This is a genomic window from Amycolatopsis benzoatilytica AK 16/65 (genome assembly GCF_000383915.1).
Taxonomy (GTDB): Bacteria; Actinomycetota; Actinomycetes; order Mycobacteriales; family Pseudonocardiaceae; genus Amycolatopsis; species Amycolatopsis benzoatilytica.
Genome location: NZ_KB912942.1, coordinates 6,343,855 through 6,370,263 on the forward strand (window position 1 = coordinate 6,343,855; position 26,409 = coordinate 6,370,263).

The 26,409-nt window shown below is 69.8% G+C and carries 30 protein-coding genes; 14 read left to right on the forward strand and 16 right to left on the reverse strand.

All coding sequences use genetic code 11. The annotated features are described in order from the left end of the window. Positions 1-72 precede the first annotated feature (72 nt). Positions 73-990 carry an ABC transporter substrate-binding protein gene (locus AMYBE_RS0129405; RefSeq protein WP_020662980.1) on the reverse strand — a complete coding sequence of 306 codons (918 nt, stop codon included), beginning with the start codon at positions 988-990 and terminating at the stop codon, positions 73-75. 141 nt (positions 991-1,131) lie between these two features. On the opposite strand from AMYBE_RS0129405, the gene AMYBE_RS0129410 reads away from it, so the two are divergent. Continuing rightward, positions 1,132-1,824, forward strand: a complete 693-nt coding sequence (locus tag AMYBE_RS0129410) for an ABC transporter permease (RefSeq protein WP_020662981.1) — start codon at positions 1,132-1,134, stop codon at positions 1,822-1,824. Next, on the forward strand, positions 1,821-2,534 hold the full coding sequence (locus AMYBE_RS0129415) for an ABC transporter permease (protein ID WP_020662982.1): 714 nt from the start codon (positions 1,821-1,823) through the stop codon (positions 2,532-2,534). Before AMYBE_RS0129410 ends, AMYBE_RS0129415 begins: the two co-directional genes overlap by 4 nt. On the opposite strand, the gene AMYBE_RS0129420 is transcribed toward AMYBE_RS0129415, so the two are convergent. The 5 genes from AMYBE_RS0129420 to AMYBE_RS0129440 all read right to left on the reverse strand — a co-directional run bounded on the left by AMYBE_RS0129420 (position 2,488) and on the right by AMYBE_RS0129440 (position 6,136). After that, the gene (locus tag AMYBE_RS0129420) at positions 2,488-3,873 is read right to left on the reverse strand and encodes an aromatic amino acid lyase (protein ID WP_245573264.1); all 1,386 of its coding nucleotides are present in this window, start codon (positions 3,871-3,873) and stop codon (positions 2,488-2,490) included. The two genes, AMYBE_RS0129415 and AMYBE_RS0129420, sit on opposite strands and share 47 nt — an antisense overlap. Positions 3,874-3,883: 10 nt before the next feature. Next, positions 3,884-4,429, reverse strand: coding sequence for a YbaK/EbsC family protein (locus AMYBE_RS0129425; RefSeq protein ID WP_020662984.1), 546 nt, complete (start codon positions 4,427-4,429; stop codon positions 3,884-3,886). Positions 4,430-4,460: 31 nt separating this feature from the next. Then, on the reverse strand, positions 4,461-4,754 hold the full coding sequence (locus tag AMYBE_RS0129430; protein WP_020662985.1) for a DUF2516 family protein: 294 nt from the start codon (positions 4,752-4,754) through the stop codon (positions 4,461-4,463). Positions 4,755-5,042: 288 nt separating this feature from the next. Next, entirely contained in the window at positions 5,043-5,735 is a 693-nt protein-coding gene (locus AMYBE_RS0129435) for a hypothetical protein (protein ID WP_020662986.1), read from the reverse strand. Beyond that, positions 5,732-6,136, reverse strand: coding sequence for a helix-turn-helix domain-containing protein (locus AMYBE_RS0129440; RefSeq protein ID WP_020662987.1), 405 nt, complete (start codon positions 6,134-6,136; stop codon positions 5,732-5,734). Before AMYBE_RS0129440 ends, AMYBE_RS0129435 begins: the two co-directional genes overlap by 4 nt. Before the next feature lie 140 nt (positions 6,137-6,276). On the opposite strand from AMYBE_RS0129440, the gene AMYBE_RS42490 reads away from it, so the two are divergent. Then, on the forward strand, positions 6,277-7,422 hold the full coding sequence (locus AMYBE_RS42490) for a methyltransferase domain-containing protein (protein WP_034287356.1): 1,146 nt from the start codon (positions 6,277-6,279) through the stop codon (positions 7,420-7,422). A 211-nt stretch (positions 7,423-7,633) separates the two neighbouring features. On the opposite strand, the gene AMYBE_RS0129450 is transcribed toward AMYBE_RS42490, so the two are convergent. From AMYBE_RS0129450 to AMYBE_RS0129460, 3 genes are read right to left on the reverse strand one after another with little or no spacing between them, the layout of a single operon-like run. Next, complete coding sequence (locus AMYBE_RS0129450) at positions 7,634-8,254, reverse strand: AAA family ATPase (protein WP_027928145.1); 621 nt, start codon at positions 8,252-8,254, stop codon at positions 7,634-7,636. Between the two features lie 16 nt (positions 8,255-8,270). Beyond that, a complete protein-coding gene (locus tag AMYBE_RS0129455) occupies positions 8,271-8,630 on the reverse strand; it encodes a TFIIB-type zinc ribbon-containing protein (protein WP_084470178.1) in 360 nt (119 codons plus the stop codon). A 15-nt stretch (positions 8,631-8,645) separates the two neighbouring features. After that, a complete protein-coding gene (locus AMYBE_RS0129460) occupies positions 8,646-9,014 on the reverse strand; it encodes a VOC family protein (RefSeq protein ID WP_020662991.1) in 369 nt (122 codons plus the stop codon). Between the two features lie 91 nt (positions 9,015-9,105). Between AMYBE_RS0129460 and AMYBE_RS0129465 the strand changes: the two genes are divergently transcribed. Further along, positions 9,106-9,573, forward strand: coding sequence for a CGNR zinc finger domain-containing protein (locus AMYBE_RS0129465; protein WP_020662992.1), 468 nt, complete (start codon positions 9,106-9,108; stop codon positions 9,571-9,573). 365 nt (positions 9,574-9,938) lie between these two features. Here the strand turns inward: AMYBE_RS0129465 and AMYBE_RS0129470 are convergent, their stop codons facing one another. Further along, positions 9,939-11,237 (reverse strand): DUF445 domain-containing protein, encoded by a 1,299-nt coding sequence (locus tag AMYBE_RS0129470; RefSeq protein WP_020662993.1) that lies wholly within the window; start codon positions 11,235-11,237, stop codon positions 9,939-9,941. A 29-nt stretch (positions 11,238-11,266) separates the two neighbouring features. Between AMYBE_RS0129470 and AMYBE_RS0129475 the strand changes: the two genes are divergently transcribed. Further along, positions 11,267-12,433, forward strand: a complete 1,167-nt coding sequence (locus AMYBE_RS0129475; protein ID WP_020662994.1) for a pyridoxal phosphate-dependent aminotransferase — start codon at positions 11,267-11,269, stop codon at positions 12,431-12,433. 355 nt (positions 12,434-12,788) lie between these two features. After that, a complete protein-coding gene (locus tag AMYBE_RS43490; protein WP_020662995.1) occupies positions 12,789-14,285 on the forward strand; it encodes a hypothetical protein in 1,497 nt (498 codons plus the stop codon). Positions 14,286-14,702: 417 nt separating this feature from the next. Here the strand turns inward: AMYBE_RS43490 and yczR are convergent, their stop codons facing one another. Continuing rightward, the gene (gene yczR / locus AMYBE_RS0129485) at positions 14,703-16,142 is read right to left on the reverse strand and encodes a MocR-like transcription factor YczR (protein ID WP_027928147.1); all 1,440 of its coding nucleotides are present in this window, start codon (positions 16,140-16,142) and stop codon (positions 14,703-14,705) included. 61 nt (positions 16,143-16,203) lie between these two features. On the opposite strand from yczR, the gene yczE reads away from it, so the two are divergent. Beyond that, complete coding sequence (yczE, locus tag AMYBE_RS0129490; protein WP_027928148.1) at positions 16,204-16,854, forward strand: membrane protein YczE; 651 nt, start codon at positions 16,204-16,206, stop codon at positions 16,852-16,854. On the opposite strand, the gene AMYBE_RS0129495 is transcribed toward yczE, so the two are convergent. Both AMYBE_RS0129495 and AMYBE_RS0129500 read right to left on the reverse strand, forming a co-directional pair. After that, on the reverse strand, positions 16,833-17,366 hold the full coding sequence (locus AMYBE_RS0129495) for a Clp protease N-terminal domain-containing protein (protein WP_020662998.1): 534 nt from the start codon (positions 17,364-17,366) through the stop codon (positions 16,833-16,835). The genes yczE and AMYBE_RS0129495 overlap by 22 nt on opposite strands. Next, the gene (locus AMYBE_RS0129500; RefSeq protein WP_020662999.1) at positions 17,367-17,576 is read right to left on the reverse strand and encodes an RNA polymerase sigma factor sigma-70 region 4 domain-containing protein; all 210 of its coding nucleotides are present in this window, start codon (positions 17,574-17,576) and stop codon (positions 17,367-17,369) included. Positions 17,577-17,721: 145 nt separating this feature from the next. On the opposite strand from AMYBE_RS0129500, the gene AMYBE_RS0129505 reads away from it, so the two are divergent. Next, positions 17,722-18,486, forward strand: a complete 765-nt coding sequence (locus tag AMYBE_RS0129505; protein ID WP_020663000.1) for a protein phosphatase 2C domain-containing protein — start codon at positions 17,722-17,724, stop codon at positions 18,484-18,486. A gap of 234 nt (positions 18,487-18,720) precedes the next feature. Continuing rightward, entirely contained in the window at positions 18,721-19,404 is a 684-nt protein-coding gene (locus AMYBE_RS0129510) for a DUF998 domain-containing protein (protein ID WP_034287359.1), read from the forward strand. Here AMYBE_RS0129510 and AMYBE_RS0129515 read toward each other — a convergent pair. After that, on the reverse strand, positions 19,382-20,410 hold the full coding sequence (locus tag AMYBE_RS0129515; RefSeq protein ID WP_020663002.1) for a D-cysteine desulfhydrase family protein: 1,029 nt from the start codon (positions 20,408-20,410) through the stop codon (positions 19,382-19,384). The genes AMYBE_RS0129510 and AMYBE_RS0129515 overlap by 23 nt on opposite strands. 102 nt (positions 20,411-20,512) lie before the next feature. Here AMYBE_RS0129515 and AMYBE_RS0129520 point away from each other — a divergent pair, with 102 nt between their 5' ends. The 3 genes from AMYBE_RS0129520 to AMYBE_RS0129530 are packed head-to-tail and all read left to right on the forward strand — an operon-like array spanning position 20,513 to position 23,287. Beyond that, complete coding sequence (locus AMYBE_RS0129520) at positions 20,513-21,889, forward strand: amidase (protein ID WP_020663003.1); 1,377 nt, start codon at positions 20,513-20,515, stop codon at positions 21,887-21,889. Next, positions 21,856-22,434 (forward strand): TetR/AcrR family transcriptional regulator, encoded by a 579-nt coding sequence (locus AMYBE_RS0129525; protein ID WP_020663004.1) that lies wholly within the window; start codon positions 21,856-21,858, stop codon positions 22,432-22,434. The genes AMYBE_RS0129520 and AMYBE_RS0129525 overlap by 34 nt, the downstream gene beginning before the upstream one ends. A gap of 1 nt (position 22,435) precedes the next feature. Continuing rightward, entirely contained in the window at positions 22,436-23,287 is an 852-nt protein-coding gene (locus tag AMYBE_RS0129530) for an oxygenase MpaB family protein (protein ID WP_020663005.1), read from the forward strand. Here AMYBE_RS0129530 and AMYBE_RS0129535 read toward each other — a convergent pair. Continuing rightward, entirely contained in the window at positions 23,263-23,793 is a 531-nt protein-coding gene (locus AMYBE_RS0129535) for a CGNR zinc finger domain-containing protein (RefSeq protein ID WP_027928150.1), read from the reverse strand. The two genes, AMYBE_RS0129530 and AMYBE_RS0129535, sit on opposite strands and share 25 nt — an antisense overlap. 152 nt (positions 23,794-23,945) lie before the next feature. Here AMYBE_RS0129535 and AMYBE_RS0129540 point away from each other — a divergent pair, with 152 nt between their 5' ends. After that, a complete protein-coding gene (locus AMYBE_RS0129540; protein WP_020663007.1) occupies positions 23,946-24,758 on the forward strand; it encodes an alpha/beta fold hydrolase in 813 nt (270 codons plus the stop codon). Positions 24,759-25,074: 316 nt separating this feature from the next. Here the strand turns inward: AMYBE_RS0129540 and AMYBE_RS0129545 are convergent, their stop codons facing one another. Beyond that, positions 25,075-25,335 carry a DUF397 domain-containing protein gene (locus AMYBE_RS0129545; RefSeq protein ID WP_020663008.1) on the reverse strand — a complete coding sequence of 87 codons (261 nt, stop codon included), beginning with the start codon at positions 25,333-25,335 and terminating at the stop codon, positions 25,075-25,077. A gap of 482 nt (positions 25,336-25,817) precedes the next feature. Here AMYBE_RS0129545 and AMYBE_RS0129550 point away from each other — a divergent pair, with 482 nt between their 5' ends. Next, complete coding sequence (locus AMYBE_RS0129550) at positions 25,818-26,051, forward strand: hypothetical protein (RefSeq protein WP_020663009.1); 234 nt, start codon at positions 25,818-25,820, stop codon at positions 26,049-26,051. Positions 26,052-26,409: the final 358 nt, after the last annotated feature.

A 26,409-nucleotide genomic window follows, 5' to 3' on the forward strand; every position in this document is an offset into this window, starting at 1 on the left:
TCCGCCGAAGTCACCTTCGCACACCCGGGAGGCGTCCGTGAGTGGCGGTGTGCACCGCCACTCACGGCGGCCTCAGGCGAGGCCCTGCTGCTTCAGCCAGTCCTTCGCGACATCCGCCGCCGGATCGCCGTCCGCGTCCACCCGCTTGTTCAGCTCGCGCATCCCCTCCGTGGTGAGCTTCGCGCTGACCGCGTTGACCACCGCCGCGAAGTCCGCGCCGCGTTCGTCGAGCACCTTCTTGTTCACCGCGGGCACCACGTTCTCGGTGGGCACGATGGTCAGGTCGTCCTTGAGCGCCACGTACTGCGGGTCCCCGACCAGCGGGCTGACCGAGTCGACCGGGATCACCGTGACCGCTCCGGAGTTGAGCTGCTGCACCCGCGGCCCAGCCTCCTGCACGGTCTGGAAGGTGGCGTTCGTCAGCTTGTAGACATCCTTGAAGCCCTGGAAGCACGGCAGCCGCTTCTCGCACTCCGGCGGGCCGGCCATGACGACCTTGTCGAGCTTCTTCAGGTCGCTGATCGACGCGAGGCCCTTCGACTTCGCGAGGTCGGCCTTCACCAGGTAGGTGTTCTTGTCCTCGGCCGCCGCGTAGTTCAGCAGCCCGACGCCCTCGGGCGCGAACAGCTTCGCCAGCTGGTCGTGCTCGCCCTTGGCGTCCTTGACGGCTTCCTTGCCGAAGCCGGTGGTGATCGCCGCGCCCTGGTACTCCGGCAGGAACTGCAGCTCGCCGGACTTGAGCGACGGGTATACCAGCTCCCGCGAGCCGAGGTTCAGCTTGCGGGTGACCGGATAGCCCTTGGCCTCCAGAGCGCCCGCGTAGATTTCGGCCAGGATCTGGCTGTCGGTGAAGTTGAACGACGCGACGACGATCGGCGCGCCGCCTTTGCTCGAAGCGGCTGCCTGGCCGCTTCCCCCACCGCACGCGGTCAGGCCGAGCGCGGCCGTCGCCACCAGCGCGGCCACTCGGATGTTCCGGGTCCAGCGCACGAGTCCCCACACTCCTCAGTTCACTCGATCAGAGGTGTTGGACCCTAACCGCGACCCCCGACAGAAACCACTCGTGAGCAATCCTCGCCACGGAATCCCGAGCACCGGAATAATGCCGCTCGATCGGGGTAGCCTCGTGCGGTGCACGCGTCCGGAGCGACCCCGCTGCTAGCTGACAGCAGCCGTCCCCTTTTCGAATGGCGCTGGGTCGAACGCAACGCGGACGCGATCGTGCAGCGACTGGGCGAGCACATCGCGCTCACCGCCACCGCGCTCGGCATCGGCCTGGTGTTGTCGCTGGTACTGGCCACCCTGTGCCTGCGCTATAGCTGGTTCTATCCGTTCGTCGTGGGCACCGCCGGCGCGCTGTATGTGATCCCGAGCCTCGGCGCGTTCGCGTTGCTGGTCCCGCTGCTCGGCTTCTCCTTCGCCACGGCGGTGATCCCGCTGGCGACGTACACGCTGCTGATCCTGATCCGCAACATCGTGACCGGCGTGCAGCAAGTGCCCGCCGAAGTGCGCGAAGCCGCGATCGGCATGGGCTTCACGCCGCGACGGCTGTTGTGGCAGGTGGAACTGCCGCTCGCGCTGCCGGTGGTGATCGCCGGCCTGCGAGTGGCCGCGGTGACGACGATCGGCCTGGTCACCGTCACCTCGCTGCTCGGCATGGGCGGGCTCGGCTACTTCATCCGCGCCGGGATCCAGACGACGATCCCGAACCCGAGCCCGATCATCGTCGGCGTGGTGCTGTCGATCGCGCTGGCCGTGCTGGTCGATTTGCTGCTGTGGCTGGGCGAACGCGCGCTGGCCCCATGGGCGCGGAGGGTCCGATGAGCTTTTTCGCGCAGCTGAGCCAATGGCTGGCCGACCCGAACCGATGGAGCTGGACAGATCCGGCCGGGATCCCCTTCCGGACCGTCCAGCACCTGTGGTTTTCCGCACTGTCGCTGGTGATCGCGATGGCACTGACGGTGCCGCTGGCGCTCTGGCTCGCGCACTACCGGCGCGGCCAGTTCCTGGCCAGCAGCGCGGTGAACATCGGCCGCGCGATCCCGAGCTTCGGGCTGATCATCCTGTTCTGGTTCCTGGCCAGCCGCTGGGGCGCGAACACGGACTTCTGGCCGCTGCTGCTCGCCCTCGTCGCGCTGGCGCTGCCGCCGCTGTTCACCAACACCTATGCCGGCGTGGTGCAGCTGGAGCAGGAAGTGGTCGACGCGGCGCGCGGCACCGGGTACCGCGAATGGCAGATCATGCTGCGTGTGGAGCTGCCGCTGGCGTCGCCGGTGATCGTGGCCGCCGCGCGCGTCGCTTTCCTGCAACTGGTGGCGACCGTCGCGATCGGCGCGATCGTGAATGACGGCGGCGGTCTGGGCCGCTACATCGTGGACGGTTTCGCCCTCGGCGAGCAGGGCCACGGCGAGATTTTCGGCGGCGGGCTGGCGGTGGTGATCCTGGCACTGGTCTGCGAAGGGGTGTTCGCCCTGTTGACCAAGCTGGCTACGCCTCGTGGCCTGGCGTTGCAGCAGGCCCGCCGGAGCTCGTGACTCGCGAGGCTGACGAGAACCGGCCTGGCCAGTCACGACATGCCGCGGCCAGCCTCTCGATTTCCGGCCCCAGCGACCGGTCGACCACCGCTGGTTCGATCCGGTCGGCGAGCCAGCCGTAGACGTCGGCGAGCCTCGGCGCGCCTGTGCCTTTGAGGTAGCGCGCCTGCCGCGCCGCGATCAACTCGCTCGCCGTGATCGCGAAGAACCGGTCGATCGTCTCCTCCAGCTCAACGCCGGCTCGGCTGGCAAACGCTTGCACGTCCTCCTGACCAGCCGAAGTGTCCAGCGAGCCGAGCGTCGCGGGCGCGGCCAGCCGACGCATCGCGTGCAACTCGCCCGCCGCTCGTTTGTGCAGGGGGGTCAGCCCGGCCTGCGGGCCCGGATCCACCGCGAGCTGCGCGGGCAGCCCGCTGAATTGCGGGTCGAGCAGCCGGTGCAGCCGCTGTACGGAGACCTCCGCCGCGTGGATGAGCGCGGCCTTGGCCGCGTCCATCCGCAGCCCGAGTTCGACCGCGTGATAGCCGGTAGTCGGGACGAAGCGCCCGTCGAGGAAGGCGGGAGAGTCCGACGGCGTCGCTTCGGACTCCCGCAACGTTTCTTCCAGCTCGCCGGCGGTCTTGGCCAGGTAATCGAGCACCCTCGGCCCCACCCGCAGCGAAATCGGCGCCTGGGTGATTCCGGGTCGTTCGGCGGCCCCCTGGACGAGCTCCCCGATCCGGGTCGATGCGTAAATTGCTTGCGGCGCACCGAAAACGTCCACGCTGACGGCCGCGCACACGGTCTGCCACTCCACCAGCCGACCCAGCCGCTCACCGCAGACCGAGGCGTACGCCTCGGCCAACGGCGAACCTTGGATCAGGCTCGCGCCTTCCTTGGGTCCCAGTACGAACGGCACCACGCCGCGGCTCGCCAACGCCTCCGCCGCCGGGATTTCGACGCCGTCCTCCAGAACAGTGCCAATCCCGAGAAAGGTCTGAAATGCGTGCGCCAGCGGGATAATTTCGCCCGCACTGCCGAGGCTGTCGCGCGGAACCGCCGGAAGGAACCCGTCGTCGAGCCGGTCCTGGAGAAATTCGATCAGTTCCGGGCTGACCGCCGCGTCACCCCGGCGAAACCCACGCACCCGCGCCCGGAGCAACGCACGGGTCAGCTCCGCCGACAACCACGGCGGCCCGCCGACGGCCCGCCCGATCAGCAGATTGCGCTGGTGGCTGGCCTGCTGTTCCGGGGTGAGGACGGTCTGCGCGAGCCGCCCCATCCCGGTGTTGACGCCATACACCGGCCCGCCCGTCCCGAGCGCGGCCAGCATCTCCTCCCGCCGCCGCCTCAAGTCCACTTTGGACGCCTCAACGCGCGAGCCCGTCGATGACCTCGGCCTGCGGCAGTTCCGCGAGCGCCTTGCCGGAAATCAGCAGCTTGCTGCCGCGAATCCCGCTGCCGATGACCAGTTCCGGCGCATCCGCGACGGCTTGGTCGATGAGGATCGGCCACTGCGCGGGCAGCCCGACCGGAGTGATCCCGCCGTACTCCATGCCGGTGAGTGCGACGGCTTCGTCCATCGGAGCGAACGATGCCTTGCGGACGTCCAGCCGCCGTTTGATGACGCCGTTGACATCCGCGCGAGTCGTCGCGAGCACGAGAGCCGCCGCGAACCGCACCTCCCCGGCCCGCTTGCCGGCGACCACGACACAGTTCGCGGACGCCGTGAGCGGAGACCCGTACGCCTCGCAGAACGCGGCAGTGTCGGCGAGTTCCGGGTCGATCTCGGTGACGCCGAGCCCGTCCGGGTCCGCCATCGCGGCGAGAGCCTTGGCGACCGGTTCGGCCAGAAGATCAGTGCGAGTCGGCGCGGGAACGACGCTGAGGCTGCCCGCGATAGTCCAGGTAGTCACGATGGCAAAGGTAATCCGCCGGACCGGGCGGTCACCAGTTGCGGTGCCCTCGCTGCACCTCGATGAGCCTCGGCCGCACATCCACGATGTAGACCAGCGCCGCGGCCATCGCCGGCACCCAGAAAATGAACCCCGGGTCGCCGATCTGGAACAGGACCAGCGCGAGCGTGGACCCGCCGGTGATGAGCATCCAGATGGGCTTCGTCTTGCGATCGGCCGCCGAGAACGCGTCGGACCGCTGCAGCAGCGCGTGAACAAAGGCGAAAAGCCCGACCAAGGCGCTGCCCCAGTGGATGACCCTGAGGATCCATTCGGCAACCAGCACGGACTCAGCTTACGGCAAACCGCCCACTACGCCCGCGCCCGTCAACCCGCGCCCGTCCGCGCTGGCCAGCTCCGCCTCCCAGCTTCGCCAGGTCCGTGAAGGGCCCCTTGAGGGACTTGGATTCCGGCAAGGGGCCCTTCACGGGCATCCAGCCGAACGCAAAAAAGCGCACGGCGACCGAGCGAACGCCCGGCCGCCGTGCGACCCCTCGTTGTTCTCTTCTCGCCTCCGCCGGCTGAACCGCGCACGGAGGCCACGGGCCGAACCGCCGGCCCGCCGTTCACCCCGTCAGCTGTCCGCCTTCGGCGCGGCCGGCTTCTTGGCGTTGGCCGCGGTTCCGGTCGTCCGACGGGTGGTCGAAGCCGCCTTCGGAGCCGCCTTCGGCGCGGTCCGGTTGGCCGCCTTGCGGGCCACCGAGCGGGTCTCGTGCGCGACGCTCTCGCCGAGCTCCTCGACCGCGTCGGCGGTCTCGCTGGCGACCTCGGTCACCTTGCGGGCGGCCTTCTCGCCGGCCGAGCGGGTCCGCTTGGTCACCTTCGCCAGCACCCCGTCGACCCGCTCGCGGGTCTCCTCGGTCAGCCCGTCGACGCGCTCCTGCGCCGCGGACAGAGCGTCTTCCAGCTGTTCGATGGCCTTCTTGACCTGCGGCTGCGCGGCGATCTTGTCCCACGCCTGCTCGCCGGACTCGGCCAGCTTGTTGTACAGCTTCAGCGCGGCCTCGGTGTACTCGTCGATGGCCTTGCGCAGTTCGGCCGGGTCGAGCTTCTCGCGGAGGCTCTCGACGTCGGTCGGCAGCTCCTCGATGCCCTTGCGGGCGGCCTCGGTGTTCTTGGTGACGTTGGCGCGGGCCTTGGCGACCGCGTCGGTCACGGCCTGGCTGGCCAGGTTGCCGGCGCCGAGCGCGGCGAGCAGCGGGGTGCGGACCTGGTCGAGCGCGGTGGCGACGGCCTTGCGGACATCCTCGGTCTTGGGCGTGGTCATGCTGACTCCTCGATGGCGTCTTCGGTGGTCTTGGGCGTGGTGGTCTGGGGAGCCCCGGCGGCGTTCTCTCGCCGGAAGGACTCGTAGACGTCGAGCAGGACCTGCTTCTGCCGTTCGGTCAGCTCGGCGTCGGCGCGGATCGCGTCACCGACCGGGCCGCCGGTCGGCAGGTCGAGAATTCCGGCCTGCACGTACAGCGCCTCGGCCGAGATCCGCAGCCCCTTGGCGATCTGCTGGAGGATCTCCGCGCTGGGCTTGCGAACCCCGCGCTCGATCTGGCTCAAGTACGGATTGGACACTCCGGCCAGTTTCGACAGCTGGCGCAACGAAATCTTCGCGGAGTTGCGCTGCTGGCGGATGTACTCGCCGATGTCGGAGGCGATGTCCGCGACCTTCTCCATGGAGCGCTGTGCTCCGCCGGTTTCTGTCATCCGGTCACCTCCTCGCGACCTACTCGACAGTACGCTTGCGTGCTAGCTGTTGCAAGCACCCTGCTTGCAACTATCGGGTGTGCTTCCGCTCACGTCGCTACCCTGGGGTTATGCGGGCCCAACGGTTGCGTCGCCGCCTCGTGCAGCACCTCGTGGACGAGGACGTGCTGCATGACGAGCCGTGGAAGCAGGCGTTCGCCGCCGTGCCGCGCCACGCGTTCCTGCCGAGATTCTTCGTCCCCGCCGGCGACCGCTGGGCCGCGGTCGACCGCAGCGACCCCGGCTGGCTGGACCGCGCCTATTCGCGCGACGTCCTGGTCACCCAGCTCGACGACGACCCGACGCTCTGGGACCGGGCGCGTGCCACCGGGCCTGTTTCCGGAATCCCGACGTGTTCGTCGAGCATGCCCGCGATCATGGCGATCATGCTGGAAGAGCTCCTGGTGCAAGACGGCGACCGGGTGCTGGAGATCGGAACCGGGACCGGCTACAACACCGCGATTCTTTGCCACCGCTGCGGTTCCGGCCAAGTGTCCACAGTAGACGTCGATCCGCGGCTTTCCGCCGAAGCGGCGAAGCACCTGGCCGAGTGCGGCTATGCTCCCGCGTGCGCTACCGGCGACGGCACGCTGGGCTTCCCGGCCGGGATCCTGTTCGACCGAGTGCTGTGCACCGCTTCAGTAGCCAGGATTCCCCTTGCCTGGCTGGAACAAACCGTCCCCGGCGGCCACCTCGTAACCACCCTCTACCGTCCCCTTGGCGGCGGGCTCGTCCGGCTCACCGCGGGCGAAGGCGCGGCAGGAGAAGGCCGCGTCCTGCACCGCGACGGACGGTTCATGCCGTTTCGCGCCCATCGCTTGCCGCCGCTCGCCGAGGTGCCGCCAGCCGCCGAATCGCAGTGGCGTCCGACTGAGCTCCAGATGGCTGACGTGCTGCGGCCGCGGCGACATTTCGAGTTCTTCGCATCACTGGAACTTCCCGGTGTGCGACCGGTGCACGTCGGCCCGGACGGCACTTTCGCGGTCGCTCATCCGGACGGCTCCTGGGCACGGACTCGACGCACCGGGCCGGGTTTCGAGGTGGCGCAAGGAGGTCCGCGTGCGTTGTGGGAGCTGGCCGAGGACGCGCACGCGCGCTGGGAGTCGCTGGGCCGCCCGGAACGATCCCGGTTCGGTCTGACGGTCAGTCCGGACGAGCAGACGTTCTGGCTGGACGACCCGCAGTCCGATCTCAGGTGGCCGCTGGCGCAGGGTTGAGTTCAGCCGGCGGGGTCGGGGCCTGACCAAGCGCTGGGGTTGAAGTCGGCGCGGCAACGGCCTGGGCTCGACCCAGCTCACTCGTTCCGCTCACTCGCACCAGCCCGATCGCGCCAGCCAGACCCAGCCCACTTGCACCTACCCGACCGCACCAGCCAGACCCAGCCCACTTGCACCTACCCGATCGCGCCAGCCCGACCGGCCAGACCGTTCAAACCCGGATCCCCGCCCCGATCTTGGCCCGAACCCACTCCGCGACCTCGTCCACCACGTCGTCCAATGGGGCCTTCGTGGTGTCCACCACCGGCACCTGCCCGCGGATCCACCGGTTGAACTCCAGCATTTCCTCGATTCTCGGCTCGTCCCACTCCCGCCACGCCGGCCGGGCGCGCAATCGGCGGCGGAGGGTGTCGTCGTCCGCGACCAGGGCCAGGTAGTGGACGTCCGCGAAGAAAACGCGCTCTGGCAACGGTTCCAGTTCCTCCGGCGCGACCGTCCCGCACAGCACGACGGGCTTGCCGTTCTGGTGCAGCATCGCCGCCATGCGCAGCCAAGCGCCGCGGAAGGCTGGGTGGCCGGGTTCGTCGTCACGCAGCGCACCGGTCCACAGGACGTCCTGCTCCAGGACCAGCGCCTCGCCCGTCAGCCGTTGCGCCAGTTTCGGCCCGACCGTCGACTTTCCGCCCGCGCTCGGTCCCGTCAACGCGAACAACGGCAATCGCCGGAACGGCCACTGGTGGCCACACAGCGCACAGCGCAGCAGGTCGCGGTCTGCCTGTGGACAACTTGCCCGGTCTCCGCAGGCCGGGCAGATCCGCAGGTCAAGCGCGATGGGGGTGGTGGACAACTCAGTCGAAGAGGTTCTCGAGGAAGCTGCGCTTGCGGTGCCCGCCGTACGGACGCGGCGAATCGGCATGGCCGCCCCGGTACGGGCGCGGCGAATCCGAGTGACCACCCCGGTACGGACGGGGCGAATCGGCATGGCCGCCCCGGTACGGACGAGGCGAATCCGGCCGCCTGGACGGTGCTCCATACGCCGGCGGCTGCCGGTAGAACGCGTTCTCCGCTCCGACGATCTGCTCCAGCTCACCGCGGTCGAGGAAGATCCCGCGGCAGCCGTCGCATTGCTCGAGGTGGACGCCGTTCTTGTCGACGGTGCGCATCATGTTCTGGCACTTCGGACAAATCACCCTTCCGACAGTACGCACATCCGGCGCTCCGTGTCAGCAGGCGCAGAGGCAGAACGGGTGGCCGGCCGGATCCGCGTACACCCGGAAGGTCTTCGGGGAATCGTCGAGCAATGTGGCGCCGAATCCAAGAACCCGCAGGTGAGCGGCCTCGAGATCGGCGACGTCAAGATCCAGGTGCGCCTGCTGCGGCCGCTCCGGGGACGGCCATTCCGGCGCGCGGTAATCCGTCGCCCGCTGGAACTCCAGCCGCGGACCGCCACGCGGATTGACAAGGGTGGCCCAGTGCCCGTCGTCGGCGACCTTGGGCTCGTCCCACTCCAGGAGCGCCCGGTAGAAGCCGGCGAGCCCCGCCGGATCCGGACAGTCGAGCACGATGCTGCCGAACGTCGGAATTGCGCCCATTTGCCCCGCCTTTCGCTCTCGCCTAACCGGTGAAGCGATTATGACGGTTAGCAGGCCAGGTCGCAACCGATTTCGTCCGTACACTGGGTCAGTGCACACCGACGCTTCCCTGGTGGTCGCCTTTCTCAACACCGTCGATATCGAACGCGGCGACGACCTGCTGAACGATCCGGAGCTCTGGGGCCAGTGGTCCGCCGATCACGACCTGACGGCGAACGACCCGGCCGAAGCCCGCGCGGTGCGAGACAGCCTCCGCGCCGCGGTCGGCGATCCGCGACTGCCCGCCACCAGCCTGGACGTGCCGCTCCGCTTCACGCTCGCCGACACCGTCCCGACCCTGCTCACCCCGGACGCGGTCACCGCGGTCCTGGCCGCGGCCACTCGCCTGGCCATCCGCGGCGACTGGGTCCGGCTCAAAATCTGCCCCGCGGACGACTGCCTCTGGGCGTTCTACGACGAATCGCGCAACCGCTCTCGCACCTGGTGCTCGATGCGCGTCTGCGGAAACCGGGAAAAAGCCCGCTCCTGGCGCGCCCGCACCGCGGCTGTGCACAACTGACCCACTGTGGACAGGTTGTCCACAGCCCCTATATGTGCACGTGCAGATGCGCCGGATCCCCACAAGTTGTGGACAGCCGTTAGGCCATCACCGTGAATTCCTGTGGATAACCCCGGGGATAACTCAGCTTCCTGTGGACAACTCATCTGACCGGGGTACGCGTGTGGTATACGCCGGAGTGCATGAGCCCGGCACCGGTTAGCTGCGGCAGGCAGGTCGACCCGCCGCAAGCCGAGCTGCGAAGGCACCGCAAGCTGCGAGGGCACCGCGACGACCCCGACGGCAGCCGGGAAAGTGGCCAAGACGGGCTGACCCCGGCGAAGCTCGAAACCCCGCCGACCCCCGTCCAAACCCGCCGCCTGAGCTCAGAACAGCAACTGCGCCACCGTGTAGATCACCAGCCCGGCCAAGGAGCCCACCACGGTGCCGTTGATCCGGATGAACTGCAGATCCCGCCCGACCTGCAGTTCGATCTTCCGCGAAGTTTCCTCCGCGTCCCACCGCTCCACCGTGTCCGTGATGACCGTGGTGATCTCGCGCGAGTAGTGCGTCACCAGATACACCGCCGCGCTCTCGACCCAGCCGTCCACCTTCGCGGTCGTCGCCGGGTCGTCCACGAGCTTCTTGCCCAGCGACTCCAGCCCGCCGCGGACGCGTTGGCGCAGCTCGCTCGACGGGTCCTCCGCGGCGTTCAGCAGCATCTCCTTGGCCGTCGCCCACGCGTTGCCGATCAGCTTCTGCACTTCCCCGTGGTGCACGATCTGGCTCTTGACCTGCTCGGCCCGCTCCATCGTCTTCGGGTCGTTCTGCAGGTCCTGCGCGAACTCGGCGAGGAACTTGTCCAGAGCCAGCCGCATCGGGTGGTTGATGTCCGTCTTCACTGCCCAGGCGAAGGTCAGGACCTCGCCGTACACCTTGTCCGCCAGCATTTCGTCCACGAACTTCGGCGACCAGCTCGGCGCGCGGTCCGACACCACTCGCAGCATCGACTGGTGGTTGTCCCGCACCCACTCGTAGGCGCGGTCGCACATCAGATCCACCAGCTTGTGGTGCGCGCCGTCCTCGAAAACGCCGGCCAGGATCTTGCCGATCGGCGGGCCCCATGGCCGATCGATCACGCGCTTGACCACGGCTTGTTCCATGATCGCCTGCACGTCCTCGTCGCGCAGCACGGTCATCGCGCCGCGGACCACGGTCGCGAGTTCCGCGGTCACCCGTTCCGCGTTCTCCGGATGGGACAGCCAGGCACCGAGCCGGCCGGCGATGCCGACGCGGCGCAGTTTGTCGCGGATGACGTCCGGAGACAGGAAGTTCGAGCCGACGAACTCGCCGAGGCTGTTGCCGAGCTGGTCCTTTTTGTTCGGGATGATCGCGGTGTGCGGGATCCGCAGGCCGAGCGGATGCCGGAACAGCGCGGTCACCGCGAACCAGTCGGCGAGCGCGCCGACCATGCCCGCTTCGGCCGCCGCGCGCAGGTAGCCGACCCAGCCCGGCCAGTGGGCGGCCTGGGCCCAGCTCGCGAGCAGGAAGATGACCGTCGCGCCGAGCAGGAACGACAGCGCGACCAGCTTCATCTTGCGCAGGCCAGCGCGTTTCGCCTCTTCGGCGGCGGTGCCGCCGGGCGGATCAGCAGGCGTGACCTTCGCGGGGGTGAGTTGCTCCACCCCGCCATTGTCCGTGAGGATGCGTTCTCGTGCGTGAACCAGCTCTCGTCCCCCGCCTCCGCCCGTTCACCTCGACCGTCTTCGCGGAGATGACCGCGCTGGCCGTCCGGCACGACGCGGTCAATCTCGGCCAAGGTTTCCCGGACACCGACGGGCCCGCCGGAATGCTCGAGGCGGCGAAGAACTCGCTGTTCGGCGGCGACAACCAGTACCCGCCGGGGCCGGGCCGCCCGGAGCTGCGCGCGGCGATCAGCCGGCACCGCGAGCGCTACCGCACCAGCTACGACCCGGATACGGAGATCCTGGTCACCGCGGGCGCGACCGAGGCCATCGCGGCGACGCTGATCGCGCTGACCGAATCCGGCGACGAGGTCATCGTGGTCGAGCCGTATTACGACTCGTATGCCGCGGCCGTGGCGATGGCGGGCGCGCAACGCCGGGTGATCGGGCTGGTCGAAACCGAGGACGGGCGGCTCGAACTCGACCTCGACGCCCTGCGCGACGCCATCTCCCCGCGCACCCGGGCAGTGCTGCTGAACTCGCCGCACAACCCCACCGGAACCGTGTTCTCCCGCGAGCAACTGGCCGAGGTCGCGCGGCTGTGCGTCGACCACGACCTCATCGCGGTCACCGACGAGGTCTACGAACACCTCGTCTTCGACGGCGCCGAGCACTTCCCGCTCGCCACTTTTCCCGGGATGCGCGAGCGGACCGTCTCGATTTCGAGCGCGGGCAAGACGTTCAACTGCACCGGCTGGAAGATCGGCTGGGTCTGCTCGACGCCGGAACTGGTCAGCGCGGTGAAGGCGGCGAAGCAGTTCATCACTTTCGTGTCCGGCGGACCGCTGCAGCCGGCCGTCGCCTACGCGCTCGACCACGAACTGGAGTGGGTCGAAAACCTGCGCACCAGCCTGCAGGAGAAGCGCGATCGCCTTTCCGCCGGCCTGGCCGATGCGGGATTCGCCGTCCGGGCGAGTGCGGGCACCTATTTCGTGACCGCGGACGTCCGCCCGCTCGGGTTCGCCGACGCAGGCGAACTCGCGTGGGCGCTGCCGGAACGCGTCGGAGTCGCCGCCGTCCCCGTAAAGGTGTTCACGGATCACCCGGACGAGTGGAAACATCTGCTGCGGTTCGCGTTCTGCAAACGCAACGAAGTCATCGACGAAGCCGTGGAACGCCTGCGGAAACTCGTCTGACGACTGCCCCGGCTTCGCGGTTGTCACCCCAGGAACCGGGATACCGAGAGTGGTGCGAACGGCGAAACATCGGGTCACCCGCCCGGATCGCCCGATGCGCCGTCCGCCCGGATGGCGGCAACGGCCCCGCTTCGCGCCACGCAGGGTGATCGACTAGGGCGGATTGGCTACCGGGCCCGGTATCGCCGTTCCGCCGTACGGGGTGGATCGGACGCGAGAGAGATGAAACACTCGCGTCCGGTGCTAGAAAGAGGGCAGCCCCGGGGGACCTGCGACCTGGCCGGAAGAGAGCCCCAGCAAGATCAGTCTCGTGCGGCAGACCGCACGAGCTTCAGGCGCGGACGGTGGTGGTGGCGTGATCGGCATGACGACCGCGCGCGACCTCACCCAGCCGGACGGCTCCGCGGAACGCACCTCGGCGGCGCGCCCGGGCATCGGACCTGGCTCGCCGCTGCTGGGAATGGCCGAGCGAGCAGCCGCGAGTCCTGCTGAGCGGCCGCCGCTCGCGGCCGGGCTGTCCGGGGGACTTCTCCGTGCGGGCACGACCGGCCGACGGCCTCGGGCGTGGGCCTCGCCGATCGCGCGGCCGGCCGCGCGGATCGCGGTCGCCGGCGGGCTCGCGGTGGCCGGATGGCTGCTCGGCGCGGTGCTGTCGCAGGCCAATGCCGCCACCGACGAATCGGCGGACCGCCCCGCAGTGTCCACGCAAGACGACGGCGCACGGCAACACGCCGGAACGGCTACGTCCGGGACGCTCACCTGGGCGGTTCCCGGGACGGAAGCCGCGGCGAAGCGGTATCGCGTCGCGGTGCCGGGCAAGGGCGCGAGGGGTGCCGACTCGGGCCACGGCTTCGCGACCCGGCCGGCTGCCGCGGCGGATACCGGCCAGCACGACGGATCGCACTCGACGGGTTCGGGTGGCACGGCTTCGGCGGCTGGCTCCGATTCGGGCGTCCCCGCCGGTCAAGGCACGGCAACCGGCACCCAGCCGGAAACCACTGCCGGTCAAGTCTCAACAGCCGGCACCCAGCCGGAAACCTCCGCTGGTCAAGGCACGACCGGCGCTGAGCCGGCGCCGTCCGGCGACAAGAACCCCGCTACCGGCACCGCCAAGCCCGGCACCGAACCGGCGACTCAGCCGGCCGCGCCGAGCGAACCCGGCGCGAGCACCCCGGAACCGGAAAGCCAGAACTCCGGCCCGCTCAGTGGCCTCCTCGGCGGTGGCCACCAAGCCGGCCAGACGAGCCAGACCGGCCCGGCGGGTCTCCTCGGCGGTCTGCTCGGCCTCGTCAACGCCACCGTCGACTCGACCGTGCACACCACCCTCACCTCGGTCGACACTGTGATCGAGACGACTCCCGCCACCGTGATCGTGCCGCCGGTCGAGGACGTGCTGGAGCCGGTCGCCGCCGGCAGCGGATCCGCCAGCGGCAGCGTCACCGCGACGGTCGCGCCCAAGCCGAGCGCGATTCGGATGGCCCAGCCGGCCGTCGAGATCGCCAGCCCCGTCGCGGTCACGCGAGTGGCCACGCCGCACCTCCAGGCCGTCCAGCCAACGCCGGTCAAGACCGACCACGCCGACCGTCCCGCGCCCGTCGAGGAACGCACGCGGGCCGGTGGTGGCGGCAGCAGCGGCGGTGGCGGCGGCCTGCCCGACGCACCGGCCGCGCCCGTCGCGCCGGCTTCGACGGCTTCGGCCGGGCACGACGGTTCCGGTGGACTGCGTCAGCCGTTCGCCGTCACTGCCGACGACAACACCGTCACACAGCTCAAGCTGATCGGTGTCAGCCGCGACCGCGAGGTCGCCGGCGTGGGCCGGGACGCTGCCCTGCCCACTACCTCCCCGGACTGACCGCTCGACCGGTCTTCCGGGGAGAGCCACGTCCATCTCAAGATCAACTTCTTGATTCGCGCGCGCTTGTTCGCTGCGCCGGGCTCGCCCCTTCCGCTGTTTTTCCGTTACCCAGGGGCTGAACCATGACCACGCTTCCCGACCGGCCAACCGCGCCTGGCCGGATCGGGTCCTGGTCCCGGCGTCGCGCTGCCCCCGCGGCGCCGGGACCCATCACGGGCGAGTTTCGGAGGCTTTCGCTCACCGCGCCGAGCGAATGCCTGCGCCAACCGAAGCCCGCCTGAACCGAGGGCGCTTCCCGGCACTTCGAGGGGCTGTGCCGGGAAGCGCCTCGGACGAACAGCCGGTGCGCCGGACGTGTGACCGCCACCCTCCCTGGAGTGGCCGGAGCCGTCCGGTGCACCGGCTGTTCGACGTTTAGGTGACCGGGATCCGCTCGGCGGGCACGTCCGCGCAGCCGCGCACCGAAGCCGCCGCCACGCTCACCCGCCGGACCGCTTCCGGCAGTTGCTCCCAGGGCAATCCGAACGGCAGCCGCAACCAGCGTTCGAGCCCGCCGTGCACGCCGAAGCGCGAGCCCGGGGCGAGCTGTACCCCGTGGTTCGCCGCCGACACGGCCAGTCGCGTGCTCATCGGTTCCGGCAGCCGGCACCAGACCGAAAGCCCTCCGGCCGGCACCTCGAACGTCCACTCCGGACAGTAGGTGCGCAGCGCCGCCAGCACGGTGTCCCGCTGCTCCCGGAATTCCTCGCGTCGCCGGGCCAGCACCTGGTACCCCTCCGGCTCCAGCAGCTCAGCCAGCACCAGCTGGTCGAACACCGGCGCGCCGAGGTCCACCGCGAACCGGGACGACTGCAGCCGGTCCAGCAGGTCCGTCGACGCCCGGATCCAGCCCAGCCGCAGCCCGCCCCACTGCGATTTCGCCGCCGACCCGACGCTGAGCACCATGTCCCCGCCGAACGCGGCCAGCGGCGGCGGGCCGTCCAGCGGGTCGCCCTCGTAGTCCAATTCGACCAGCGATTCGTCGACCACGACCGGCGTCCGGGTGCGGGCGAGCAGGCTGCCGAGCCGTTCGCGGCCTTCCGCGTCCAGACGCAGACCGGTCGGGTTCTGGAAGTCCACCACCAGGTAGCCGAATCGCGGCGCGGCTTGGCGCAGGGCGGCTTCGATGCCGGGCAGATCCCAGCCGTGCACCGGGTCGAGCGCCACCGGCACCGGCAGCGCGTGGGTGGCGCGGACGGCATCGATGGCGTTCGGATACGTCGGCTGTTCGAGCAGAACCCGGTCGCCAGGCCCAGCCAGCATTCGCAGGCACAGCACGAACGCGGAGTACGCGCCGGACGTCACCAGCACCTGGTCCGGCGTGGTCGGCAGGCCGCGCGCGGTGTAGCGCTCGGCGATCCGCTCGCGCAGCCGCGGGAGGCCGCCGGTGAGGTAGCCGTTGCCGCTGACGTATTCGACCAGGTCCCGCCGCGCGGTGTCGAAGGCGGCCAGCAGCCCAGGCACCGCGGGCGGGGCGGCCCGGGCCAGGTCGAGCAGATCGTCGCGGGTCGCCTCGGCCTCGTCGCGGTGCCCCGCGCCGGCCACCCACGACCCGGCCCCGCGCCGGCTGGCGATGAGCCCGTCCGCGCGCAACCGGTCGAGCGCGGCGCCGATGAGGGTGCGGCTGACCCCGAGCGCATCGGCGAGTTCTCGCTCGGCCGGAAGCCGGGTGCCGACCGGCAGCTGCCCGTCGAGCACGTGCAACTCGACGGCGGCGGCGAGGTCGGCCGCCCCTTGCCGGGAACCGCGCTGCCGCCACTCCCCCAGCAGGATGGCCAATCTTCGTCCGGAAATACGTCCGCCGAGGGGTTCCATAAGGCCAATTATCGCGTATTGGCTCTGGTATGCCAGGCCAGTTGTCACCAATAGTGGAGAAGTGGCAGCTATCGACCTGAGTCCCCTCAACCTCCGCCGCGCCCCGGCACGCCGAGGCGTCCAGTTGTTCGCCGGACTGACCCTCTACGGCGCCAGCATGGCCATGCTCACCCGCGCTCACCTGGGCCTCGACCCGTGGGACGTGCTGCACGAAGGTCTCACGAAGCTCACCGGCCTGAGTTTCGGCACGGTCACCGCGATCGCTTCGGTGTTCGTGCTGCTGCTGTGGATTCCGCTCCGGCAGAAGCCGGGCATCGGCACCGTCGCGAACGTCGTGGTGATCGCCGTGACGGTTGACGCGGTGCGCGCGGTGCTCCCGGACCAGTCAGTGTTGATCTGGCAGATCTTGACGATGGTCGGCGGCATCGTGGCGAACGCCGTCGCGACCGCGGTCTACGTGGGCACCCGCCTCGGCCCCGGACCACGCGACGGGCTGATGACCGGATTGCACGCACGTACCGGCTGGTCGGTCCGCCTGGTCCGGACCGGCATCGAAGTGCTCGTGCTCGCCTGCGGCTGGCTGCTCGGCGGGACAGCCGGCGCCGGGACGGTGTTGTACGCGCTCAGCATCGGGCCGCTGACCCAGGCGCTCCTCCCGCTGGCGACCTGGACGCGCGAAAAGGAGCAGCATCAGCGCCTTCCGACGGCCTGACGGACCGCCGGGTAGTCGACGCCGCGCGCGGCAAGGAAGTCGGCGACTGGGCCGCGCTGTTTGACCAGGGCGAGCAGGAGGTGTTCCTGGCCGAGCTCCTTGTCGCCGAGTTCTTGCGCTTCCCGCAGGCTCATCTGGAGCGCGAGCTTGGCGTCCGGCGTGAACGGCAGGTGGTTGCGCTTCGCTCGCACACCGGATCTGGCCAGCGCGCCCGGCCCGTGCGATTCCTCGATCCGCGCGACGATCTGGTCGACGTCGATCCCGAACTCGGTCAGCGCGGCGGCGTCCAGGTCGCTGATCCCGCCCCGCCGCCGGACCCGCGCGAGCTCGGCGAACACCTCGTCGCGGGAGATGCCGAGTTCCGCCAGCACGCGCACCGCGGCACCGTCCTGGATCCGGGCGAGACCGGCGAACACCGCCTGCGCGGAGATCTCGGCCGCACCGGATTCGCGGGCCGCTTCCTGCGCTTCGACCACGGCCATCCGGGCGTCGCGGGTGAACTTCTCGAACATTCAGTGCCTCCCGTATTTCTTGTGGACGGCCTGCCGGCTGACTCCGAGCTCGGCCGCGATGTCCTGCCAGGACCAGCCGTGCAGGCGGGCGCTGCGCACCTGCACGGCCTCGAGTTGTTCCAAAAGCCGCCGCAGCGCGGCCACGGCGCGAAGACCCACGCGGGGGTCTCGGTCGCCCGCCCGGGCGGCCAGGTCTGTCGCTTCGGTCATGATGTCAATCTAGGTTGACACCCCGCCAATGTCAACTGAAGTTGACAACGAATGCCTCTTCAGCCGAGGGGAGCCCGTCGCCCTCGCCACACCGCCTCCGCCCGACCAGCTACCGCGGCCCGGCTCCCGGGTTACAGTCGACGGCGTGCCCGAGATCTCGACCGCCGAGCGGGCCGGAGTCGGTTCTGACGGCCGGCCCCGGCCGACCGAAGACCATGTCGCCCTGTTGGATCACGCGGTGCTCGTCCTGGACGGAGCCACCTCGCCGAGCCCGGATCTGCCACCAGGCGGCTGGTACGCCGGGTTGCTCGTCGATCAGCTCGCCGGCGAGTTGCACGAGCGGCCCCGGGAAGATCTCGGCGAAGCGCTGGCGGGCGCAATCAGCGCGGTCGCGCGCGAGCACCGGCTCGAGCCCGGCAATTCGCCATCCAGCACGGTTTCCGTGGTGCGCTGGGACGAGTCCGAAGTGGAGGCACTGGTGCTCGCCGACAGCCCGGTTGTCGCGTTCGGACGGTTCGGCACCGACGTCGTCTCCGACGACCGGCTGATGTCCCTGCGCGACGGCGGCTTCCTGCAGACCGGCGCGGACGTCCGGCGCCGGCGCAATGCCGAGGACGGCTTCTGGGTCGCCGAGGCCGATCCGGCGGCGGCGCACAAAGCCGTGCGGCGGAGCTGGCCGCGCGAGGACGTCGACGCGGTCCTCATCGCGACCGACGGGGTCGCCATCGGGGTCGACGAATATCACCTCTTCGGATGGCCAGAAGTGTTGCGGCTGGCCAAAACCGAGGGTCCGGACGCGGTGCTCGATGCGGTCCGCGCGGCGGAGCACGAGGATCCGCACGCGGTGCGGTGGCCGCGGGCGAAGCGGCACGACGATCAGGTGCTCGTCCTCGCGGATTTCGCCGGCTGAGGCGAGCCAAGCCCGGCTAAGGGGGTTAATCAGGCGGTGCGCGCCGAGCGGTCCGCGGGTCTGTCCGTGAAGGACCCCTTCACGGACTTGGATTCTCGCAAGGGGCCCTTCACGGACAGACCGGCAAACGGGCCTCCCAGGCATCGCGAGAGCACCCGGTGAGATCTGCACTAAGGGGTTAATCAGGGGATTTCCCTGATCACGAAACCGCCGGAACCCGACAGTCTTGGGACCATGGGGAACTCACGAGGCGTCCAGGTGTGGCGTCTGACCGCGCTCGCCGCGATCGCCTGGGGGCTGTTCACGATCGTGGTGCTGCACCTGGTCAGCTCGCACGATCCGATCCACGACACCCTTTCCAGCTACACGATCACCGATCGCGGCCAGGGAATGCTCGGGGCCAGCGTGCTCTCGGTCGCGATCGGGTCGCTCGCCGTCCTGGGCGCGCTCGTCGCCGGCGGGGTCTCGATGACGTTCAGCACCAAGGCGTTGCTCATCCTGTGGGCGCTCGGCCTCGCCACCGCGGCGGTTTTCCCGGCCAGTTATCCGCAAAGCCCGGATCCGGTCAGCGGCGAGATCCACTTGTACTCCTGCCTGATCGCGTTCGCGAGCCTGCCCGGTGCCGCGATCACCATGCTGGAACCGTTGCGCGGCACGGCAGAGCGCGTGTTCCTGGTCCGCTGGCTGCGCTTCGGTCTCGGCGCGGTCGTGCTGTTCGGGCTGAGCTTCCTGTTCGTCCGTCTCGACGAAGCCGGCATCCCGCTGTTCCACCCCCTCACCGAGGTGCTGCCGGTCGGACTCACTCAGCGGCTGACGCTGGTCGCGAACGTCGCGCTGCTGTTCGTCCTCCTCCGGGTCGCGGTGCGGACGGAGACCGCGCGCGCGGCCGTGCTCGTCACTTCCGCACCGCGGCCATGAACTCCGGCGCGTAGCCGAACAGCCCGGGGAGGCCTCCGGTGTGCACGAACACCACGGTCTCGTCGCGGGAATACCGTCCGGCGGCCGCCCATTCCACCAGGGCAGCCGCGGCTTTGCCGGTGTAGACCGGGTCCAGCACGACTCCCTCGGTCTCGCCGAACAGCCGCAACGCGGCCCAGGTTCCCGACGCGGGGATGCCGTAGCCCTCGCCGATGGTCGTGTCGTTCATCCACACATGGTCGAGCTTCGGCAGGTCGAGCCCCAGCAACTGCGCGGCACCGCCGACCAGCGACGCCAAGTTGGCCGTCGCTTCGTCGAGCGGGTGGCTGACGCAGGCGATGTCCAGGTCCAGGGAGCCCAGCGAGGCGGTCCCCAGTGCCAGCCCGGCGGCAGTCGCGCCGCTGGCGTGCGGGCCGACGATCCTGGCCTGCTCCACCCCCAGCTCAGCCAGCTGGAGTGCGAGTTCGCGGGTGGCGTCCACATAGCCGAGCACGCCCAGCGGGTCGGACCCACCGACGGGGATGGACCGGACTTCGCGGCCATCCGCAGCCGCGTCCGCCACCAGTTCTTCGTGCTTCGCCACCGCATCCTCGGCAGTCGCGCAGATGTGTACGCCAGCACCGAAAAGCAGGTCGAGCGGGATGTTTCCGGAGCGTTCGTACGCCTCGCCCGAGCGCGGCACCGCCGCGGTCAGCACCAGTTCGCAGCGGAGTCCGAGCCGCGCGCACGCGGCGGCGGTCTGCCGGCCGTGGTTGGTCTGCAGGGCACCGAAGGTGATCACCGTGTCCACCCCCTCGGCCAGCGCCGCACCGAGGTGGAAATCGAGTTTGCGCAGCTTGTTGCCGCCGACGCCGAGCGGATGGACGTCGTCGCGCTTCAGCAGCAGCCGGGGGATGCCGAGCGCTTCGCCGAGCCGGGGGGCCGGGACCAACGGGGTCGGTCCGTGGTGCAGTCCGGCCCGCGGAAAGCCGTCGAGAGCGGGAAACCGGGCGAAGTCGAACGTCATCGATCCTCCGTGCGGTGGCCGGGCCAGAACGTTCTCAAGGTAACCGGGAGGCTCTCCGCTGTGCTACGTTCGTTCGAACGAACGAGAGAATCGGAGCCGCCGATGTCTTCCGCGCTGACGGAGTTCACCACTCTTGCCGACCAGGCGGCCGCGCTCGACGCGGGCGAGGTCACGGCGGTGCAGCTCGCCGAACAGGCGCTGAAGCGCGCCCACGCGAGCCAGCCGCTGCTCAACGCGTTCCGGGTGCTGCGCGACGAAGCCGCGCTCGCGGAGGCAGCGGAGGCGGACCGAAGGCGGGCCGACGGCGATCGAGCCCCGCTGCTGGGCGTGCCGGTGGCGATCAAGGACGACGTGGACCTGGCCGGGCTGCCCACCGCGTTCGGCTGCCCGGGCGAGTTCCCGGCCGCGACCGCCGACGCGCCCGCGGTGACCAAGCTCAAGCGGGCCGGCGCGGTGATCATCGGCAAGACCAACACCCCTGAGCTGGGCCAGTGGCCGTTCACCGAAGGCACCGCGTTCGGCGCGACGCGCAATCCGTGGCAGCCGGCCCACACGCCCGGCGGGTCTTCGGGAGGTTCGGCTGCGGCGGTGGCGGCCGGAGTGGTGGCCGCGGCGCTCGGCTCGGACGGCGCCGGTTCGGTGCGCATCCCGGCGGCGTGGACCGGTCTCGTCGGCATCAAGACCCAGCGCGGCCGGATACCCACCGGCGGCGAACTGTTCCACGGTCTCACCGTGCTCGGCCCGCTCGCCCGGACGGTCGCCGACGCGGCCGCACTGCTCGACGTCGTCGCGGGCACCGGCAGGGTGTTCCAGACCGCCGCCAGCCGCGAGCCCGGGCGGCTGCGGATCGGGCTGTCCACCCGGATTCCCTTCACCGCCACCAAAACCAAGCTGGACCCGATCGTCGAAAGCGCGGTGCGGCAGACCGCCGAAACGCTGGCCGGGCTCGGGCACGAGATCGTGCCGATCGAACCCGGTTACGGCTTGATCGGCCTCACCTTCCTGCCCCGGTCGCTCACCGGCGTGCGCGACTGGGCGCGGCGCGTTCCCGAGCCGTCCGCGCTGGACCCGCGCACCCGCAGCAACGCGCAGCAGGGCGGGCTGCTCGCCGGACCGGCGCTCAAGCTCGCTCGTGCGGCCGAACCGGTGCTGCGCCGCCGGATCGGCGCGGTGTTCGGCGACGTCGACCTGCTGCTGACCCCGACCACCGCGACGCCGCCGCCCGCCATCGGCAGCTTCGACGGGTTGTCCGGCTGGCAGACCGACCAGTCGATGATCGCCGCTTGCCCGTACGCTTGGCCGTGGAACGTGCTGGGCTGGCCCGGGGTGAACGTGCCTGCCGGCCTGACCGCGGACGGGTTGCCGCTCGGCGCCCAGCTGCTCGGCCCATCGCATTCCGAGGAGCGGCTGATTTCCGTTGCCGCGCAACTGGAAGAGGTGCTGCGATGGCCGGATCGGCGGCCCAGCCCGGCGTACTGAGCACGCGCGACGCGATCCTGCGCGCCACCCTCAAGGTGGTCGGCGAGCAGGGCGTGGGCGGCCTCACCAACCGGCGGATCGTGGCCGCGGCCGGGGTTTCCCTCGGCACGCTCACCTACCACTTCCCCAGCCAGACCGAGCTGCTCCGCGAGGCGATGCTGCTGTTCGCCGAAGAGGAAACGACGAAGCTGGCGGCGATCGTCGAAGCGCACCGGACGCAAGGGCTCAGCCTCGAACAGGCCGCGACCGTGGTCGAGCACGTGATCAAGCAGCTGCCATTCGGCACCGACGAACTCGCACCGCACGAGCTATACCTGCAGTCCGCACGGGACCCCGGACTGCATGAGGCGTCCGCGAAATGCTTTGCGGCGTATGACGAATTGGCGGTCACCATTCTCACCGCGCTCGGCCTGCCGGATCCGCGACGGGCGGCCGGTCCGGTGGTCGCGTTGATCGCCGGACTACAGCTGCGCCGCCTCGCCACCGGCGCGGACGTTCCGGCCGCCGAGCCGTTGATGATGCTGCTGCACGGCGCGCGGGGCTGACGTGGCGCCGCCGATCGTCCGCGGTACCGCGGCCTGGCGCTTCTTCGGCGATTTCCGCGCGTTGCTGCTCGCCGGGCAGGTACTCGTGCTGCAGGTCGCGCACCCGGTGGTGGCGGCCGGGGTCCGCGATCATTCGGACTACCAGGAAGATCCGTGGACCAGGCTGATGCGCACCGGCGCCTCGCTGGCCATCTACGTTTACGGTGGGACGAAAGGCGCGCAGACCGAAGCCGAACGGCTGCGCAAGCTGCATCGCGAGTTCACCGGTATCGCCAACGGGCGCCGCTACAGCGCGCTCGACCCGCGCGCCTATGCCTGGGTGCACGCATCACTGGTGATGGCTCCCGTTGACGCGCAACGGTTCTTCGGCCGCCCGTTGTCCGCTTCGGAGCTTGACGAGTACTACGCGCAGATGTGCGGCATCGGCCGGATCCTCGGGTTGCGGGAGCGCGACCTGCCGCCAACCTGGCCGGACTTCGAGCGGTACTACCGGGAGATGGTCGCCGGGTTCGGTCCTAACGAGACGATCAGCGCCCTCTTCGAGACGATCGACACGGTGCGCAAGCCGTTCGACTGGCTGCCCGCGGGCTGGTGGGCATGGCTCCAAAAAGGACATTCAAACGCGCAGATGTTCTTGATCCGCGCGACCTTGCCAGTCGAACTGCGTGATCGACTCGGTCTGCAGTGGACGGAAGCGGACGCGCGCAAGTTCGCGCGGTTCCGCCGAGCCACCCGAGCGCTCGGCGCAGTGCTGCCGCCTTCGGCGCGCACTGTCCACATGAGAGGGATCGGCAAGCTCAACGTGTGGCTGCGCGGACATCCCTGGGCTTATCGGTTTTTCGTACGTTCGTAGTGCGCGCGGGCCTTGGCGCGATTCCCGCAGCGGGCCATCGAACACCACTGCCTAGTCCGCCGAGGCGACGTGTCGACAAAACGCAGCCCGCAGTCGTCCGCGGCGCAAATCCGGACTTCTTCCGCGCCGGTGCCGAGGTCGACCGCGTCCGCGGCCAGCACCGCTAACGCCGCCGCCACCGTAAACTTGGGGACCTCCCGGCGGAGCGCACCATTTTCCATGGCCAGGCGAGGCGGTGCCGGAACGGCCGCGAGCGCTTCGTTGACCAGGCGGACGTCGTCGGCCAGCGGCTCGCCAGTCAGCAACCGGTTCACCGCTTCCCGGAGCGATCGAGCCGTCGCCAGCTCGCCCGCGGTCACCGGCAGCAGGCCGAAACCGGCCAGATCCAGCCACTCCGCCAGCGCGTCCGGGCTGGTGAGCAGCTCCATGCCGACCGGCAGATGACGCGAGCGGAGCGTGTTCACCAGGTGCAGGCACGGCCGTCCGGCATCGAACACCCAATCCATCCTGCCATTCTAACCCTTGAAGCCGGTTATACCGGCCGCTACCGTCTAACCCCATGAGCCGGTTAGAGCAGCATTCTTCCGCTTCGCAACCCGCACCGGAGGGGCTTCACCGCGCCCCAACTCCCCATACCGCCCAGGTCGGCACGCTCCGGATGCACTACCTCCGCGGCGGCGACGGCCCGCCGCTGTTCCTCCTGCACGGCTGGCCGCAGACGTCGCACTGCTGGCGCCGCGTCGCCGGACCGCTCGCCGAGACGCACACCGTCATCGCGCCCGACCTGCGCGGATACGGCCGCACCGACAAGCCGCGGACCGGCTACGACAAACGCACGATGGCCGCCGATCTCGCGAAGCTCGCCGAACAGCTCGGGTTCGACCGGGTCGCGGTCGCCGGACACGACCGCGGCGGGCGCGTCGCGCACCGATGGGCACTCGACCGGCCAGACCAGGTGGAACGGCTGGCCGTCCTGGACATCGCGCCCACCCGGGAAATGTGGCTACGGCTCGACCGAGATCTCGGAAAGGCCTACTGGCACTGGCTTTTCCACCTGCAGCCCGACCTGCCGGAGCTGCTCGCCGGACGCGATGTCGCCGGTTACCTCGGGTATTTCTTCGAGCGCTGGACGTTCCAGCGGCACGGCTTGGCCGCCGACGATGTCGCCGAGTACGTCCGTGCTTTCGAAGCGCCCGGCGCCTTGCGCGCCGGTTTCGACGATTACCGCGCCTCTTTCCCGGACGACGCCGAGCTGGACGACGCCGACTACGCCGCCGGCAAACGGCTGACGCAGCCGGTGCTCGCGATGTGGGGCAAAGCCGGACTGCTGGGCAGCCTGCCGACGCTGGAGATCTGGCGCGATTACGCGGACGACGTCACCGGGGTCGGACTGGACGAATGCGGGCACTTCCTGCCCGAGGAACAGCCGGCGCGGGTCGTCGCGCATCTGCGGGAGTTCCTGGCCGGCTGATCCGGCCGGTGAGTCGCGGGACTCGAGGCGCTGAGCCGGGGTGCGGCCCGGTCTTGACCGGAGCGCCGGGGCCGGGCTTGCCCGGGGTGCCGGGTCTGGCTTGCGCGAGCATTGGGGCGGCTAGCCCCGGGTGACCGGGCCGGGTTTGTCAGCGCCCGGGGCAAGTTCAGTCCCCTAGGACAAGATCACCGGAGTGGCGCAAGCCCGCATTCCGGACCCACTCTCAGTACGTACGGTCACGACGCCCCGCGCCAGCGCCACTCGATCGAGTGATGCGGCCGAAATCCCCTCACTGCGGTGCGGAGCGCGTGCTGGACTACTCGCGCGGCGGCAGGTCGAACTGGCCCGCCTTGACCGCGACGAGGAAGGCGTCCCATTCGCCCCGGTCGAAGACCAGCACCGGACTCGCGGAGAGCTTCGTGTCGCGCACGCCGATCAGGCCGGGGCGGGAGAGGTTGACCTCGACGCAGTTGCCGCCATTGGGCTCGCTCGCGAACGACTTCGCCCAGGTTGCGGCCGGAAACAGCGACTCGGCCGTGTCCGGGTCGTAATCCTGGGGCGACGGATAATCCGTCATGGGTCGTCCACCTCCGAGCCTTGTGCAGGGCGGGCGGCCAGCTGCCCGTCCCCGGCTTCTTTGCGTCACCACGGAGCAAACCGCAGGGCCAAGCGGGTGATCAACTCGACCCGATCTCGACATGAAGATTATTCCAGGAGTAGGATTAATCGCAGCGATCGGGGCGTCAGTGGTGGGTGGATGGCTTACGCCATTCGGACCAACACCGGCAGCACCGGCCCGGGCCCCCGGCCCGGGCGGCGGAACAGCCGCGAGAACACGGGGAGGAGTGCGGATGCGTGCCGACCAGTTCGGCCCGGCCCAGGGCCCATCCGCACCGCTCGCCAGGTTCGGCGCTGGTCCAGGTGTTGCTGCAACCCTGCGAGGACACCGCAACGAAGCGATTCCCTCGCCGTCCGGCGCACTCCTGCCGGACGCCTGCCTCGATCCGGCCGGTGCCGACCCGCACCGGTCACCGTCATCCGAACTGGGGGTGTGATCCCATGGCCGTACGGCTCACCACGCTTTTCCGCCGTGAGGACGAACACACTCACGGCCGACGTGGGATCAATCACGAATTGCGCAGCCGGTTCGGCTTCAGTCTGATCCAGGCCCCGCTGCGCACCCCGATGGTCGTGGACACCGAAATCGAAGTACCGGCCCCGCGGCACGCGGACGCCGGCCACGCGACGCACCGGAACGAGACACGAGTACCGCTGCTGCACGGACTCGGCTGACCGACCGCGATCCGGAACATTCACGCTCCCTGGAACACTGCACCGGGGAGCGTTTTTGCGTCCAGGGCAAGGGAATTCTGCTTCCGACGATGCCTGCGCGCCAGGTCCGGGACGAGCGCCGGCCTGGGGTGCGGCAGGTAGCCGAATGAGGTCTAGACCATACAGCGAGCTAGACCTCTTTAGTCAGATCAGACCAGCGGCCATTCCGGAACAATCGTGACTGCGTGAACGGCGACAGCGGCACACCTGGCTGGCACGCCAACCGAAACGCCAGGATTCGGTGGCCGGTTGTCCGTGACGGGCCCTTGCGGGACTGAGCTTCCCTGCCCCAATGCCACATTGGGTGCATCTGACGCAG